The organism is Micromonospora sp. NPDC047740 (assembly GCF_043204735.1).
In the GTDB taxonomy this organism is placed as follows: domain Bacteria; phylum Actinomycetota; class Actinomycetes; order Mycobacteriales; family Micromonosporaceae; genus Micromonospora.
Genome location: NZ_JBIDCT010000024.1, coordinates 1 through 14,370, shown reverse-complemented (window position 1 = coordinate 14,370; position 14,370 = coordinate 1). Strand labels below are relative to the sequence as shown.

Annotated in this window: 16 protein-coding genes and 2 pseudogenes; 11 read left to right on the top strand and 7 right to left on the bottom strand. The window is 68.2% G+C overall.

What is annotated here, in order from left to right; translation table 11 throughout:
* Positions 1-15 precede the first annotated feature (15 nt).
* The gene (locus ACGF4F_RS32260; protein WP_393083436.1) at positions 16-273 is read right to left on the bottom strand and encodes a hypothetical protein; all 258 of its coding nucleotides are present in this window, start codon (positions 271-273) and stop codon (positions 16-18) included.
* Positions 274-388: 115 nt separating this feature from the next.
* Positions 389-913: a hypothetical protein gene (locus tag ACGF4F_RS32255; protein WP_393083627.1), complete on the bottom strand. Its 525-nt coding sequence runs from the start codon at positions 911-913 to the stop codon at positions 389-391.
* 47 nt (positions 914-960) lie between these two features.
* Here ACGF4F_RS32255 and ACGF4F_RS32250 point away from each other — a divergent pair.
* Positions 961-1,203: pseudogene (locus ACGF4F_RS32250) on the top strand (DDE-type integrase/transposase/recombinase); the annotation flags it as partial.
* 41 nt (positions 1,204-1,244) lie between these two features.
* On the opposite strand, the pseudogene ACGF4F_RS32245 reads toward ACGF4F_RS32250, so the two are convergent.
* Positions 1,245-1,648 (bottom strand): annotated as a pseudogene (locus ACGF4F_RS32245) (DUF6928 family protein); the annotation flags it as partial.
* Positions 1,649-2,230: 582 nt separating this feature from the next.
* Between ACGF4F_RS32245 and ACGF4F_RS32240 the strand changes: the two are divergent.
* The 3 genes from ACGF4F_RS32240 (at position 2,231) to ACGF4F_RS32230 (ending at position 3,667) form a co-directional block, all read left to right on the top strand.
* The gene (locus tag ACGF4F_RS32240; protein WP_393083433.1) at positions 2,231-2,833 is read left to right on the top strand and encodes a dihydrofolate reductase family protein; all 603 of its coding nucleotides are present in this window, start codon (positions 2,231-2,233) and stop codon (positions 2,831-2,833) included.
* Between the two features lie 82 nt (positions 2,834-2,915).
* On the top strand, positions 2,916-3,308 hold the full coding sequence (locus ACGF4F_RS32235; RefSeq protein ID WP_393083430.1) for a hypothetical protein: 393 nt from the start codon (positions 2,916-2,918) through the stop codon (positions 3,306-3,308).
* Entirely contained in the window at positions 3,299-3,667 is a 369-nt protein-coding gene (locus ACGF4F_RS32230; protein WP_393083427.1) for a hypothetical protein, read from the top strand. Before ACGF4F_RS32235 ends, ACGF4F_RS32230 begins: the two co-directional genes overlap by 10 nt.
* 294 nt (positions 3,668-3,961) lie before the next feature.
* Here the strand turns inward: ACGF4F_RS32230 and ACGF4F_RS32225 are convergent, their stop codons facing one another.
* Positions 3,962-4,303 (bottom strand): hypothetical protein, encoded by a 342-nt coding sequence (locus ACGF4F_RS32225; protein WP_393083424.1) that lies wholly within the window; start codon positions 4,301-4,303, stop codon positions 3,962-3,964.
* 167 nt (positions 4,304-4,470) lie between these two features.
* Positions 4,471-4,782: a hypothetical protein gene (locus ACGF4F_RS32220; protein ID WP_393083421.1), complete on the bottom strand. Its 312-nt coding sequence runs from the start codon at positions 4,780-4,782 to the stop codon at positions 4,471-4,473.
* Positions 4,783-4,852: 70 nt separating this feature from the next.
* Between ACGF4F_RS32220 and ACGF4F_RS32215 the strand changes: the two genes are divergently transcribed.
* From ACGF4F_RS32215 to ACGF4F_RS32200, 4 genes are all read left to right on the top strand, one after another.
* A complete protein-coding gene (locus ACGF4F_RS32215; protein WP_393083417.1) occupies positions 4,853-5,164 on the top strand; it encodes a hypothetical protein in 312 nt (103 codons plus the stop codon).
* A 6-nt stretch (positions 5,165-5,170) separates the two neighbouring features.
* Positions 5,171-6,319, top strand: a complete 1,149-nt coding sequence (locus ACGF4F_RS32210) for a hypothetical protein (RefSeq protein ID WP_393083414.1) — start codon at positions 5,171-5,173, stop codon at positions 6,317-6,319.
* 369 nt (positions 6,320-6,688) lie between these two features.
* Entirely contained in the window at positions 6,689-7,042 is a 354-nt protein-coding gene (locus ACGF4F_RS32205; protein WP_393083411.1) for a hypothetical protein, read from the top strand.
* 308 nt (positions 7,043-7,350) lie between these two features.
* Complete coding sequence (locus ACGF4F_RS32200; RefSeq protein ID WP_393083612.1) at positions 7,351-8,343, top strand: DUF1152 domain-containing protein; 993 nt, start codon at positions 7,351-7,353, stop codon at positions 8,341-8,343.
* 82 nt (positions 8,344-8,425) lie between these two features.
* Here the strand turns inward: ACGF4F_RS32200 and ACGF4F_RS32195 are convergent, their stop codons facing one another.
* On the bottom strand, positions 8,426-8,764 hold the full coding sequence (locus ACGF4F_RS32195) for a MerR family transcriptional regulator (RefSeq protein WP_393083408.1): 339 nt from the start codon (positions 8,762-8,764) through the stop codon (positions 8,426-8,428).
* On the opposite strand from ACGF4F_RS32195, the gene ACGF4F_RS32190 reads away from it, so the two are divergent.
* From ACGF4F_RS32190 to ACGF4F_RS32180, 3 genes are all read left to right on the top strand, one after another.
* Complete coding sequence (locus tag ACGF4F_RS32190) at positions 8,757-9,431, top strand: RBBP9/YdeN family alpha/beta hydrolase (protein WP_393083405.1); 675 nt, start codon at positions 8,757-8,759, stop codon at positions 9,429-9,431. The genes ACGF4F_RS32195 and ACGF4F_RS32190 overlap by 8 nt on opposite strands.
* A gap of 306 nt (positions 9,432-9,737) precedes the next feature.
* On the top strand, positions 9,738-12,404 hold the full coding sequence (locus ACGF4F_RS32185) for a glycosyl hydrolase (RefSeq protein ID WP_393083402.1): 2,667 nt from the start codon (positions 9,738-9,740) through the stop codon (positions 12,402-12,404).
* Positions 12,405-12,491: 87 nt separating this feature from the next.
* The gene (locus tag ACGF4F_RS32180) at positions 12,492-12,977 is read left to right on the top strand and encodes a hypothetical protein (protein ID WP_393083399.1); all 486 of its coding nucleotides are present in this window, start codon (positions 12,492-12,494) and stop codon (positions 12,975-12,977) included.
* A 439-nt stretch (positions 12,978-13,416) separates the two neighbouring features.
* Here ACGF4F_RS32180 and ACGF4F_RS32175 read toward each other — a convergent pair whose 3' ends face one another.
* Positions 13,417-14,370 carry an IS4 family transposase gene (locus tag ACGF4F_RS32175; RefSeq protein ID WP_393083396.1) on the bottom strand — a complete coding sequence of 318 codons (954 nt, stop codon included), beginning with the start codon at positions 14,368-14,370 and terminating at the stop codon, positions 13,417-13,419.

Sequence of the window (14,370 nt, the reverse complement as noted above, 5' to 3'; positions counted from 1 at the left end):
TCGGCACGACGGCGGCTACGCCAGGCCCAGGTTCCGTGGCACATTGCGAACCCACTCGCCGGTGCCCGGCTCCTCCAGGTCATATGCGGCCGCGATGCGCGAAATGGCTGCGCCGAAGTTGCGCCGCTCCTCGTCGCTCATCTCGCTGAGCCGGTAGGCGATCTCTTCCAGCGCGTTGGTAGCCATGTACGCCTGCGAGTCAAGCTCGAGGAAGGCCTCGAGGGCTGCGATAGCTGACAACAGCGCGCCAACGACCTGGCCCATATCGCTCATCGCGCCTTCATACCCGACCGCACTCGCCGTGCGAGGCGGAGGGCGCCGCGACGGGTGCATTCGTCCGCGAACGGCCCGCCGGCCGGGATGCTTAGAACGCCTGCTCCCGGCGGGCCTACGATTTCGGACGCACCGCCTCGCGCCGCTCCTCCCGGCGAAGCAGGGCGGTGGAGAGAACGGCAGCGGCCACGCATAAGCCCCCCGGTACCGAAAGAAAGACTCGCTGCCCCTGCGCCTTCAAGGGCAGGTATCGGGCCTTACTGATGACCGTCCACTGACCATGGATTTGCGCGGCGTACGTTCCGGCACCCCACTCCTGCACACTCGGGCTGCCCATGGAGAGAGCTCCGACCACCCAGAAGCCGACGAACAGCAGCCAGCTCGCGATGAGCAACCGGCCTGACATCGTTTCGCGCAACAGACGCCACAACCAGTAGCCGCCCGCTGAAACCCTGCCGGTCTCCCTGATCTGTAGACGTTCGGCTGCGATGACTGGGACGCCAAGGATCGGCAGCGCCAGCAGGAATGCCGACATCACGATGGGTGTGGGCAGCGGGATTCCTCCCACCAGCGTCGATGCTGCCAGCAGGCCCGCGCACCAGACGATCTCGGCCAGCGCAATCCGACGAGCCCACCTCATGGCGGGAAGCTACAGCAGGTGGACAACTTCGCGCACAGCCAGGCGCGCGGGCTCGGCCGATGGAGTTGTGGCAGATGGACATCGTCGGCGGGATCATGCTCGTCGACGGCACCGAGGCCAAGGTCGTGACCGGGGTGGACGACCATCCTCGGTTCTGTGTCATCGCCCAGGTCGTCCGGCGGGCCACCGGCCGAGCCGTCTGCCTGGCCTTCGCCGCCGCCCTGCAACGGTTCGGGGTGCCCGAGGAAGTCCTGACCGGTAACGGCAAGCAGTTCACCGACCGGTTCGGCAAGAGGTAGGGCAGCTCGAAGCCGTACGGCTCGCCGATGTTCTCCTGGATGCCGCCGTCGGGCGACACGCTCAGCGATCTGATCAGCTCGCCGTCTTCCCAGACCGCGAAACCGAGCCAGTCCACGACCGAGTGCATCCCGTGCATGATGATCCGCCTGCCCGCTCCCGCTTGACTCAGGTGTGCCGGCAGCTCAGACGGGCGGTCAAGGACGAGCCGCCGGTCGCAGTACAGCTCGGCCTCGGCCAGCTTCGTGGCGTACGTGATGTCATCTGGCGGATAGATGTCCTCGAACAGTGTGCCGTCGCGGCGGGCTCGACGTCGTAGCCCGGGTGGAGCCGGCGCACCAGCATCTCGGTCTCGGCTCGCTCTGCGCGGGTGGCGCCACGCAACGCGGGGCGGATATCTCTATCGGCGAATGCCAGCAGGGCTGTCTTCGCGCCCACGTCGCTCCTCCAGGTCCTCGGCTTCCGGCAAGCGGCCGCACACTACCTGGCTACGAGCATCCGAGTCGGCCCTCCTCGTACGCTGTCTCGCCGTGGCCGGTCGCCCGCCGTTTGGCTCTTGGCGGGCGGCTGGCCATGTGCTGGGGCTAGCTACCGCACGAGCTGATCAGCCCGGTGATCGCGGTGGCGGCCGTAGCGAGGGCCGCGATGAGCGCGGCCAGCTCGCCGATCGTCGGTTTGCAGCGAGCCGAATCGCTGGAATTCCCCTCGCGGGAACTACCGGACCTTCAAACGGTCGTTAGTCTCATCGTCTTGCGTCTCTCCCTCCGCTGAGGCTGGGCGCAGGCCAGGGGCGGCACTCGCGGATCAGGCAGGGTGCCGCCCCTTTCTGCACGGGCTGTCGTCGCCCGGGATCGTTGTGCGCCTGCCCTCAGCCCAGGAGCCCGGCCGTGCCGCTGGAGAAGGTCTGTCGAAAAAATCCTGCGGCCCGATGTCGAACGGGGCGCCGCCAGGTTCGACCCCTGGGCAGAGACGGGCCGGCCGGGTCATCGGCGGGCCGATGAAGACCAAGGGAGTGGATCGATGACGAAGGTTACGACCGGGGCGACCATGTCGTTGGACGGCTACATCGCCGACGCGTCGCACGGCGGGTTCGAGTACCTCTTCCAGTGGTACAACAACGGCGACGTCGAGACGCCGACGGCCATGCCCGGCATGACGATGCGCACCTCCGCGGCGAGCGCCAAGCACCTGCGCGGGCTGACCGAACGGACCGGGGCGCTGGTGGTCGGCCGACGGCTGTTCGACATGACCCACGGCTGGGGCGGCCGGCACCCGATGGACGTACCCGTGGTCGTCGTCACGCACACCGTCCCCGACGGCTGGGAGCGCGAGAGCGACTCGTTCGTGTTCGTCACCGACGGCATCGAGCACGCGATCGACACCGCCAAGGCCATCGCCGGCGACAAGGAGGTCGGCGTCAACGGCGGCACCATCGCCGCGCAGGTCCTCGAGGCCGGCCTACTCGACGAGGTCCACGTCGACCTCGTCCCGGTCCTGCTCGGCGACGGCATCCCCTTCTTCACCGGCCTGAAGATCACCCCCGTCCAACTGGACGGGCCCACGAGTGTCGTCGAGGGCAACGGCGTCACCCACCTCGCCTACCGCGTACGCAAGGCTGGCTGACCCCGCCGATCCGGCGATCCCCCGGCACAGCCCCTCGCACTCCTCGCCACCCGTGCGGCGGGCACCGCCGGAGACGGTGAGGATGCAGGCTGGTCCGCTTCCAAATTGCGCGGCTTTCACGGAGACCGGCGGGGTCTATGATCTGGACAAGGCGACCGCTGAAGTGCTCGACGAGCTGTATCACGGCACCTGGTTCAACGAGTCGCGTCGGCGCGAGAGCATCCTCGTGCGCGCGGCTCTCGGCGGCAGGCTGGTCCACGCCTGCCAGGGCGCTCCCAACATGTCTGGCAGCTGCGTCGTGTCCTTCGGCACCGAGGTAGAAACGATGCGCCGCGAGCTGGCCGGCATGCGCACGCCCTGGATCGAGCGGACCTTGTCCCCCGCTGACCTGACAGAACCGGTGGCCGCGCGCAGCCTCCCCCGCGCCGCGCGCGGCCACCCCGGGGAAACATCCGAGGAGTGGCGATGGCGATAGCCAGGGACACCAGCGGCCGGGTCGTGACGGTCCGGGACATGCTCGACGGCATCAGCACCTCGCTGAAGTACACCAACTACCAGCTCGACACCGCCGGGATCGGTCACGAACCCCACCCGTGGAACTGGACCGAGTCCGCCGGCCACTTCCGCAGCATCGTCACCAAAGAAGCCGAACTCGCCGAACACATCGCCCGCACCATCGACCGCTGGGTCAAGGCGAACGCGGACACCCACCCCGCGAACCTGGCCGCGATGCACGCCGCATCCAAGGACCTCAAGGCCGCCGCCCGCAGCCTGGTCAACCTCGGAAAGAAGATGCGCGACGTGCAGGCCCGCCTCGACGCCACCCAGTCGTAGTCCCATGCGCACCCGCATCTTCAGGGTGATCAACCGGCACGCGTGGGACCGCCAAGAACGCCTCGCGCTACCAGACGACCGACCGATGGCTCCCGGTCAGGCTGACTGGACGCGGTATCCCGGGCACGGCCGCGAACAGAGCTGTCCGGCGAGGTCAGCCGGCTGAACGTGGCCGAAGTCATTGGTCAGAGGCGCTCACGCAATCCCGCGGGCAGCGCACACGATCGGCGGCCAGATCCGGGCACCCGACCGAGGCCATCCGGGTGCTGCGCCTGGTGGCTTCGGCGACAGCTCTCATCCGGATTCGAGACGATGCGCGTGTCGCTGGGCGAATGCCGGACGACCCGCAATCCAGATCGTTACGTCCGTGGCGATCCTGCTGCAGTTGTTCGAGACGTACAGCTTGTGCTCACGGGTTTTGGCGTCGCGCAGTTCGATCTCGACACCGCCCGCGTCAACGGCGCTAATGGTGGCGTACCACTCCTGGCCACTGGCAGTCGGCTCGATCGTCAGGAACGTGTTGTCGCGGCTGTCACGGTCGCCCATCGCCTCGAAGATCGCGTCTTCCGAGGGCTCGTCGATGACCACACCGGACTCCGGCTCCAAGCGAACGTCGCTGCCGTCAATGCCCGTCACAGCCTCTCCTGTCGAGGTCCCTCAGGCCGGGCGAAGCCAACTGGTGCGTCCCTGCCGATGCGCGCTCACCGTCAGTTGTGGATGCAAGCGGCCCAGGCTCAGGTGTTTAAGACGTGGCTGCAGCGGATCCGGAAGCATCTGCGGCAAACCGGCAGGCCCGCGGATCCTCACCACGGGTCGCCGAAGTAGCCTTCCTCCTCGCCGAGCAGGCGGGCATCCACCCGGCGGCGCCGGTGCGAGTGTTCTCCCAGCGCACGGCGTACACGTCGACGCGGGCGTGGAACCCGGTCGGCGAACAGCGCCAGCTTGTCTCCCGTCGGTGAGGCCATCGTGACCAGCCCCGGCGCAGCGACCGGCGCGGACAGTTGCTCCGGCGCCGGAGCCGTGTCCTGACCGCGCAGTTCGAGTAGCCGTGACAGCCGGACGTTTTCCGCCCGTACCCGCTGCAGCTCGCGGCGAAGACCCTCGAACTCGTCCACCGAACCCACCGGACCATCCTCGTATATCGGGCTCCGGAACACCTCGGCACGGGTCCGCTATCCTGCGCCGATGGCATCGAAGCGGAATGCGGCGCTCGAGGCGATGATCGAAGAGGCCACCGTCGACGCGTACGGCGACGACGAACAGCTCACCGGCCTGTTCACCATGATCGAAGAGCATCTGGCGGTGCCGTTTACCACCACTGTCCTCGGCATGGAGGTAATCGTGCAGAAGGTCGACCTCACCGTCGACAGCATCGTCGCGGTCTGCGCCCGGGGCCGCCACCGGCAGAAGATCGACCTGCTCGACCTGCCGCTGCCCACACCAGCACCGAACGGCGCTGCCTGGATCGACGCCTACCGGTACTGGGCGGGGCGGTAGACCAGGGTGAGCGAGTACCAGTACTACGAGTTCACCGCCGTCGACCGCCCCCTCACGAACCGGGAGCAGGGCGAGCTGCGGGCGTTGTCCACTCGGGCCGACATCACCGCCACCAGCTTCGTCAACACCTACCAGTGGGGCGACTTCAAGGGTCACCCGCGCAAGCTGATGGAGCGGTACTTCGACGCGCACCTGTACCTGGCGAACTGGGGCACCCGCCAGCTCATGTTGCGGTTGCCGAAGCACGTGCTCGAGCCCGCCACCGTTGCCGGCTATTGCGTGGGTGACAGTGCGTCCGCCTGGACGGCCGGCAGGCATCTCATCGTGCACCTGTCTCGGGAGGACGAGGACGGCACCGATGAGTGGGACCTCGACGGGCACGGTCTGCTTGCCTCGATCATCCCGGTGCGTGCCGGCCTTGCCGCCGGCGACCTGCGCCTGCTGTACTTGGGCTGGCTGCGCTGCGTACAGTCAATGGAACTCGACGACGAGGAGCCCGAGCCGCCCGTCCCGGCCGGGCTAAGCAAGCTCGACGCCTCGCTCACCGCGGTCGCCGAGTTCCTCTGCATCGATCCTGATCTGATCGCGGCCGCGGCTGCCGCTTCGGCGCAGACTGCCGTCGAGCCGGCCGCCGCGCAACTGCGCTCGTGGATCGCCGGCCTGCCCGCCCGAGAGAAGGACGCCATCCTCGCCGACCTGGTCACCGGCGGCGATGGTCACCTGCGCAGTCGGCTGCTGCGCCGGTACTGCGACGAACACCCTCCCGACACGTCCACCACAACCGCTCCACGCACCGCAGGCGAACTACTCGCCACCGCCGCGGATCTCCACGCCGAACGGGAACGCCAGATCGCCAAGCAGCGCGAGCGGGACCGCATCCGCCAGGAACGGTCCGCAGCCGCCGCCCGGCAACTGCACCTCGACGCCCTCGCAGTCGATCAGCCCGCCGCGTGGCAGGGAGTCAACGAACTCATCGGCACAAAGAAACCCCGTGACTACGACACGGCCGTCCAACTCCTCGTCGATCTGCGCGACCTCAGCGAACGCGACGGCAACACCACGCCATTCCGGCAGCGGCTGGCCGAACTACGGGCGGTGCACGCGCGTAAACCCAGCCTGCTCGAACGCCTCGAACGGGCAGGTCTCGATGTCTGAGAGCGTCCGGCCGACCGCTGCGCAGGCCCAAGCCAACCTCCACGCCGTACTACACCTCGTGGCCGGCGGTCGGCTACTGTGCAGCGGCGCGGCGTATCTCGGCGACACCCCGCGCACGTACTTCGAGAATCCGGACGCCTCGGCCCAACGACGTGGCGCTGAGGCTGCCGGCTTTGGCGCCTGGTGGACGCAGCAGCTCGGTGGAGCGAGCGACACCGAGCGCAGCACCTTCCGCGTCCACGACGGCGACCAACTCCTCACTGAGGTTCCCCGCACCACCAGCAAGGCGATTGCCCGGTTCAAAGCCCGCAAACCCGAACCTCCGCGAACCCGTTAAGGTGCACTCTCAGCTCACTGGCAAGGACAAGGATGGACAACCGAACTGACCCGGTCGAGATCATCGCCCGGGTGGACGAGCGCGACGGCAAGCAGCGCGCCTTCGAGGTGTGGCTCTACAAAGCCCACAAAGAAGGCTGGTCGGTGACCGTGGAGTCGACCTCGCTAGACCAGCCAGGTGAGGAGTGCGGAGTCGTAGACATCGAATGCCTGAAGTACCGCATCCGCCACGCGAAGCGAGTCCGGGGGCGAGTCGCCATCGTGCCCCCAGGGCAGCACTTGATCGCCGCCACCGTCAAGCTAACGATGGGCGAATCGGACGGCGTCTCCTGGACATCGGAGTTCATGCACGCCGCCTGGGCTGAGCCAATCATCGAGGATGACTAGAGTACCCGCTCGCAGCATCGTCACCCAGCCCTGCAATATGTAACCACAAGACCCCAACACAGAACCAAGATCGTCTAGTCGGATGTGTAACGGATCGATCGAACGCAATCCGCAACGGATCAAATCAGCCCGACATTCGAGACATTCGAGATGTCCTCCGTCGACTGATGTGCGACACTCGTCCGCCAATTGACCTGCGACACCTCAGCGGGCTGATCGCGGCATGTGCGTGCACCCGATCGCTGTTGCCGGTAGCGGTGGGCCACGAGGCCTTGGATGGCATGGGCGTGGCTGATCATTGAGCGGTGATGAACCCTGCCGCGCTGCCGGCCGACCCCGGCGCGTTCTCGTTGGCCGTTCCGCCGTTGTTTGCCGCGCTGGCTCCGGCGCGGAGCATTCTCATCGCCGGAGCGGGCGGGGGGTTCGACGTGTACGCCGGCCTGCCCTTGGCCTTCGCCCTGTGGCGCGGCGGCGCTCAGGTGCACCTGGCCAGCCTGTCCTTCTCCCAGCTCGAGTTGATCGACCGGGACGCGTGGGTAGCGGAGCACGTCGCCGCGGTGCAGCCCGACACGACCAGCCCGGACTGGTACTTCCCCGAACGGACGCTCGCCCGGTGGCTGGCGGCTCAGGAGCTGCCGTCGACCGTGCACGCCTTGCCGCCGCTCGGCGTCCAGCCGTTACGGGCGGCATACCGGTACCTGGTCGAACAACTCAACATCGATGCGGTGGTGCTGGTCGATGGCGGCACCGATGTCCTGCTTCGCGGCGACGAAAGCGATCTCGGCACCCCGGTGGAGGACATCACCAGCCTGGCCGCCGTCGCCGCGCTGGACGTGCCGGTCAAACTGGTGACCAGTCTCGGCTTCGGCATCGACGCCTACGACGGCGTCAACCACGTCCAAGTGCTGGAGAACCTCGCCGCACTCGACCGCGACGGCGGCTACCTCGGCGCCCTCTCCATCCCCGGCTCCAGCCGGGAGGCGGCGCTGTACCGCGACGCTGTCGCCGACGCCCAAGCCGCCACCCCGGACCGGCTAAGCATCGTCCAAGGGCAGATCGCCGCCGCCACCAGCGGCGCGTTCGGAGACGTCCGGTTCACCCGGCGCACCGGCGGCGGCGACCTGTTCGTCAACCCGCTGATGGCGATCTACTTCACCGTCGACCTCGACAAACTCGCCGCCCGATGCCTGTACCTCGACCGCATCGAGAACACCATCGGCAGACGACAGGTCATCACCCGCATCCAAGCGTTCCGCGACGAACTCCTCAGCGCACGCATCCCCCGCGCGTTTCCCCACTGAACGCCCGGACGGCGGCATGAGCGTGCGCTTGGTCGAGGGCTGACCTTGCGCAAGTAGGTGCCTCGATTGTTGGCAAGCGTCTTCATTCGAGATGCGCCGTGAGGTTGTCTACCTGTAGGGCTAGCTGGCGTCGCTGCCGGTTCAGTTCATCCCGGCGCTGCTCCAGATGCGCCCGCAGCTCGGCGCACATCTGGAACTCTGGCCGCGGACCATGGGCGCAAGGAAGAAAGCGGCGGATGGCGTCCGAGTTGAGCCCCGAGGCCAGAAGCGCGGTGATCTGGCGAACCACCAAGGGCGTGTCATCACCGTACTCCCGATAGCCATTGGCCTCACGCTGTGGGACGAGAAGCCCCTGCTCCTCGTAGTAGCGAAGTGCTCGCCTGCTGACCCCGGTGCTCGCGGACAACTCCCCGATGCGCATCCGCCCTCCTCGCCTTGACCTTGACGCCGACGTGAACCCTTATGGTTTCGCCGTGCCTAACCCAACCTCACCGGCCACGCGCGATGTTCCAATCCAGCGGGTATTCATCGTCCACGGCTACGGAGCAACGCCCGACAACCACTGGTTCCCCTGGCTGCGGGACCTGCTCGCCTCGCGCGGCGTCGACGTCACTGCGGTACCGATGCCGGAGCCCCAAGCGCCCTCCGCAGCCGATTGGCACGAAGCCGTCAGGACCGCACTACGCCCCATTGATGATCAGACCTGGATCGTCGCCCACAGCCTGGGAGCGATTACCGTGCTGCGCCATCTGGCAGCGCTGCCGCACCCGTGGACCCTCGGTGGCGCGGTCCTGGTGTCGGGCTTCACCGGCCGACTCGATGTGCTCCCCGTCCTGGATACCTTCCTCGCCGACGATGTGAACCTCGCAGCGGTTGTACCGAACATCCTCCACCGTCACGTGATCCACTCCGATGACGACGCCATAGTCCCGCCCGAAGCCTCCGCTGCCTTGGCCGTCCGGCTCCAGGCCCAGGTCCACGTCGTCAAGGGCGGCGGCCATTTCCTGGACAGCGAAGGCGTTACCACCCTGCCCCTGGTAGCCAAGCTTCTCGGAACTGCTGAAACGCTCGAATTCACGACGCACTGATCTCGGCAATACCGAGCGGGCGCGGTCTAGGCTCGGCTGGCATGACGACTCTCGGTGTGGTCTTCCGCCCGCAGAACCCGCCCGAACGCCTCCGGTCCGTAACTCCACATGCTGAGCCAATCAGCAATACGACCAAGGATGCGAGCCGAACGGGCCCTTCGGGTGACCGTTCGGGTCCGGTTCGCAGCCGGACCCCGGCGAAGGCATGCCATCAGCGGGCTTCTCTCGATCCAATTCGATGACTAGCGTCCGACATGGACTGGCGCCAATGACGGCGCCGGTGGACCCATCCGGAAAGGATCAGACATGATCGTTGGGCAACGTCGGCGGGGTGGCGTGAGGCGTGCCGCGGTCGCCGGGTTCGCGGCGCTGGTCACGGTGGCGGCGGGTGTTCCGGCATACGCGGACGATCGGCCGGTCAAGCGCCCGAAGCCGGTGGCCGGGGTGCACGCCGGGCAGGCGGGGATCAAGACCTTCGCCTCTCAGGAGGCGGCGGCGCGGATGGCGCCGTACGGGGCGGTGGCGGCGGGCGAGTACAGCGACGCCCTGGCCGACCTGAAGGGTCTACGCGGCACCGACTCGCGCTGGTACGAGGTGACCGACAAGGCGTACGACGCCGACGACCCGAACTACCGCGACCCGGAGTTCTCCAACTCCGGCGGCGGCGCCGGGGTGGTGGCGGGCCGGGTCACCGGCCTGGCGGCCGGGAACGGCTGGACGTTCGCCGGTGGCGCGAACGGGGGCGTGTTCCGCAAGAAGCTCGGCAACGGCGGGACGTGGCAGCCGATCTCCGACGGTATCCTCGCCCTGTCTACCGGTGACCTCGTCTATGACGCCAAGGCCGACACGCTCTGGTACGCGACGGGTGAGGCGAACACCGGCGCCACCAGCTACGCCGGAGCCGGGGTGTACCGGCTGCGGAAGGCCAGCACCGCGCGCGGCTTTTCCCAGGCGGACCGGGTCGGCGGGGATGAGCTGGAGTCGCGCAGCATCAACCAGCTGAAGTTCGACGGCGCCGGGTGGGTGTACGCGGCGACCAGCCGTGGCCTGTGGCGGCACTCGACCGACCCGACGCGGCACAATGAACGGTGGCAGCTGCTGTTCCTGCCCAACCCCGCCTCCGACACGGACATCACCAGGCCGTACGACAACATCATCAACGACGTGCTCATCCAGCCCGGCACGCACGGCAAGACCGTGCTGATCAACGCCGCGTGGCGTTCGGGCGCGGCCTACAACGGCTACTACCTGTCCACCAGTGGCGGCCAGCCGGGCAGCTTCACCCGGGTCACCCTGACCGGCGACATCAACAACGCCGACGTCGGCAACGCCGAGTTCGCCGCCTCGGCCGACGGCGAACACCTCTACCTGGTGCAGTCGAGCCCGGCCGGGCTCGCCGCCGGCGCGAGCGCCCTGGCCGGTGTCTACCACTCCACCAACGGCGTGCTCGGCCCGTGGACCCGCATCGCGGACTCCGTCAAGCTGGAGAACTCCGGATCGGCGATCGGCGCCTTCATGGATTACCCGCCGGGTGTGCAGGCCTGGTACAACAACTTCGTCGAGGTCGACCCGACCAACCCCCGGCACGTCTACGTCGGGCTCGAGGAAGTCTACGAGACCGAAGACGCCGGCGCGACGTGGAAGACGATCGGCCCGTACTGGAACTTCGGGTTCCCCTGCTACGACCCGTCGATCCCGTCGGGCGGCTGCCCGTCCACCACGCACGCCGACCAGCACTCCATCGCCATCTCCGGCGGCACCGTCCTGGTCGGTAACGACGGCGGTGTCTACTCCCGGCCGCTCGCCCCGGCGGCCAGCAAGGAGGACTCGGCCGGGCACGCCACCGACTGGACCAACCACAACGCCACCCTGCGCACGCTGCAGTACTACTCGGTCGGCACCGGGCGTGACCCGAACGGTCGCGGCTGGGCCGTGGCGGGCGGCCTGCAGGACAACGGCGGGTCGCTGCTGCGCGGCGGGGCGCGGAAGATGGTCAGCCCGTTCGGCGGCGACGGGGGCGACATCATCGTCAACCCGCGCAACGGCTGCCAGATCCTCGACGAGTACGTCTTCCTGGCGTTGTGGCTGACCACCAACTGCGGGCAGAGCGACGGCTCCACCAGGGCGATCTTCGACGTCACGGTGCCGGACATCAACGCCCGCTTCACCGCGCCGTTCCGCGTCATCCGCGGCTCGAAGAACGTCCGCGACGGGGCGAGCGAGCGGTGGGTGGCCGGCGGCAACTCGTTCTGGCGGCACGACCTGGCGTTCGCCTACACCCCGGCGGAGGCCGCCGCCGACGACGCCAACGGCTGGCAGCCGCTCTACACGCTGGACAGCACCGGCGCCCGGCTCATCGTCGGCATGGACGCCGTCGCCGACCCGGCCGCACCGGCGGACCCGGCCAAGGACACCTACCTGGCGGCCTGGTGTGGCCAGGCCAACTGCAACAGCGCCGGCTTCACCCGGGGCGTGGCCACCAACTGGGGCGGCAGCTGGACCGAGCTCGACATGACCGGCCTGCCCAACCGCTACCCCAACGCGGTGACCTTCGACCCGAACGACCCCACCAACTCCACCATCTACCTCGTGTTCAACGGCTTCAACCGGCGCTTCATCGAGGGACCGGGCGCCGGCGTCAAGCACGTCTACCGGGGCCAGCTCACCAAGACCGCCACCGGCGTCTCGGTCGCCTGGACGGACCTGTCCGTCGGGTTCCCGGACGTGCCCGCCACGGACGTGGTCGTGGTCGGCGACAAGCTCGTCGTCGGCACCGACCTCGGCGTCCTCGTCGCCGACCGACGGGCCACCCCCGATCGCATCACCTGGCGGCGCGTCGGCGCGAACTCCGGCGCCTCCAAGTACGCCCTGCCGCTGACCGCCGTGTTCGACCTGCACGTCAGCGGCGACGGCAACCTCTACGCCGCCACCCACGGGCGCGGCATCTGGAAGACGCCGCTGAAGTCGCTGTAACGACGGCATCGGACAGGCCCGCCCGACCCGGTCGGGCGGGCCTGTCGCCGCCCGGAACCGCTCCTGCGGGCGTACCGTCGGAACACTATGACCCGCGCGCGGACCCTGCTCACCGCGGCCGTCGTGACCACCACGCTCACGGTCGCCGGCTGCGCCGACGGCCGCGCCCCGAGCAGCGGGTCTGCCTCGACTGCGGTCGCAACCTCGAGCACCGCCACCGCATCACCCGCCGCGATGCCCGCGGGCGCACCGACTCAGCAGGCGAGCCGGCCATCGACTCCCGGCTTCAGCGAGGCGCCCCGATCAGACAGCACGAGGAAGGCCGAGCCGACGAACCCGCCTGTCGATGACCGGACCGGCGATCTCTTCCCCGGGCGCCGGACCATCACCGGCACTGTCGGACGCACGGGCGAGTGGATTCTGCTCCGCACCGACAACGCCACCTGGGCGCTGCTCGGGAGGCGGGCCGAAACCCTTCGCCCGGGCAGCACGGCGACCGTCACCGGGACTACCGCCCAGTGCCCCACCGGCTGCCCTGCCGATCACGCGCTTTCCGTGTACAGCGCGCGCTGATCACCCTGGTTACTGACGAATGTCACCTCCCGCACCACGCTGCAGACGTGATCCACCGGGCCGGCCCGCGGCCGAATTGGGTCTCTCCAACAAGATCCACCATGTGGCGCGCGCTGGTGGAACAAAAAGCTGGGCCGGCTGACCCGGCGCGACGTATGGCTCGCCCGCGAGGTCTGGCGGCATGTCGTCGCCAGGTCAGGCGACTCCGAGACAGGCAAGGTGCTCCGCTGGGAGTTCGGCACCGAGGACGAAGCCCGGCAGACGGTGAAGCGCCTCGTGCAAGCCGACGGCGGCCAGTGGTGCGAGATGAGTAGGCCCAGCGAAGATTGAAGTGGCTGCGCTCGCGGATGTTCGCGCCGCATTTGGGGGAACGATGAGGCCGTGGTGGTCGCCACCGACCTAGGTCCAACGCCGTTCAGTTAGGGCGGGGTGGGAGCTGTCAAGGGTCGGGACTGATGATGTCGATGCTTGTGGTGGCTTTGTAGCTGCGTCGGTCGATGTTCGGTCCGCGGGCTTGGTATTTGCTGTTCGAGCGTTTGATCATGCGGGTTTTGGTGCGGAGGCGGCGGTCGGGTAGCAGGTTGGCCAGGACGTGGGCGCCGATGACGCCGACGAGGTCGATGACGGTGCCGGTGATGATGCCGGCGGCGTGCACGATCTGGTCGCGGGCGGTGTTGAGGGCGGTGGTGAAGCTGGCTCGGTCGGGGTCTGTGCCGGGCTGGCTGTCTGTGGCGTCGGTCATGGCGGTGCGTAGCAGTTGATAGGTGATCAGAAGCGCGTGGATTTCCTGGTCGATGCCGTCGGGGGTGCGAGAGCGCAGGACGCGTCCGCCGAGAATGCTGGATTTGAGTTCGAGGTAGGCGGTCTCGATTTCCCAGCGTTCGTGGTAGAGCCGGAGCAGTTCGGTGGCGGGGTGGGCGTGGGGGTTGAGCAGGGTGGTGAGTAGCCGGTAGTCGCCGGTGTGGCTGCCGGCGGTGGTGGTGATGCTGATTCGGGCTTCGACGACTCGGATGGTCAGGGTGCCGATGTGCGACAGCCAGGATCCGTCGCTCAGGCGGCGGGTCATCGGCAGGCGACGGTTGGCTTTGGCGCGGATTAGCAGGTGCGCGCCGGTCGCTGTGGCGGTGGCTAGCAGGTCCGCGGCGCAGTAGTTGCGGTCGGCCAGCAGCAGCATCCCGGGCTTCAGGCTGCGGGTCAGGGTCCGGGCCTGGTCGAGTTCCCCGATGCTGACCGGGTCGAACACGGCATCGATCACCGACCGGGTGCCGCAGGTCAGTAAGGCACTCAGCCGCAGCTGCGGGTAGCCGGAGCTGCCGTTGGTGCAGCGGTGTTTGGTGTATCGGCTGGTGTTGGCCGCCGAGTCCGCGACGACCAGAGTGGTTCCGTCGATCAC

Excerpts from the sequence above, each read along its gene's own strand:
- ACGF4F_RS32200 (WP_393083612.1), top strand. The coding sequence starts at position 7,351 with ATGAACCCTGCCGCGCTGCCGGCCGACCCCGGCGCGTTCTCGTTGGCC.
- ACGF4F_RS32195 (WP_393083408.1), bottom strand. The coding sequence starts at position 8,764 with ATGCGCATCGGGGAGTTGTCCGCGAGCACCGGGGTCAGCAGGCGAGCA.
- ACGF4F_RS32205 (WP_393083411.1), top strand. The coding sequence starts at position 6,689 with ATGGACAACCGAACTGACCCGGTCGAGATCATCGCCCGGGTGGACGAG.
- ACGF4F_RS32190 (WP_393083405.1), top strand. The coding sequence starts at position 8,757 with ATGCGCATCCGCCCTCCTCGCCTTGACCTTGACGCCGACGTGAACCCT.
- ACGF4F_RS32260 (WP_393083436.1), bottom strand. The coding sequence starts at position 273 with ATGAGCGATATGGGCCAGGTCGTTGGCGCGCTGTTGTCAGCTATCGCA.
- ACGF4F_RS32180 (WP_393083399.1), top strand. The coding sequence starts at position 12,492 with ATGACCCGCGCGCGGACCCTGCTCACCGCGGCCGTCGTGACCACCACG.
- ACGF4F_RS32255 (WP_393083627.1), bottom strand. The coding sequence starts at position 913 with ATGAGGTGGGCTCGTCGGATTGCGCTGGCCGAGATCGTCTGGTGCGCG.
- ACGF4F_RS32240 (WP_393083433.1), top strand. The coding sequence starts at position 2,231 with ATGACGAAGGTTACGACCGGGGCGACCATGTCGTTGGACGGCTACATC.
- ACGF4F_RS32230 (WP_393083427.1), top strand. The coding sequence starts at position 3,299 with ATGGCGATAGCCAGGGACACCAGCGGCCGGGTCGTGACGGTCCGGGAC.
- ACGF4F_RS32215 (WP_393083417.1), top strand. The coding sequence starts at position 4,853 with ATGGCATCGAAGCGGAATGCGGCGCTCGAGGCGATGATCGAAGAGGCC.
- ACGF4F_RS32235 (WP_393083430.1), top strand. The coding sequence starts at position 2,916 with ATGCAGGCTGGTCCGCTTCCAAATTGCGCGGCTTTCACGGAGACCGGC.
- ACGF4F_RS32185 (WP_393083402.1), top strand. The coding sequence starts at position 9,738 with ATGATCGTTGGGCAACGTCGGCGGGGTGGCGTGAGGCGTGCCGCGGTC.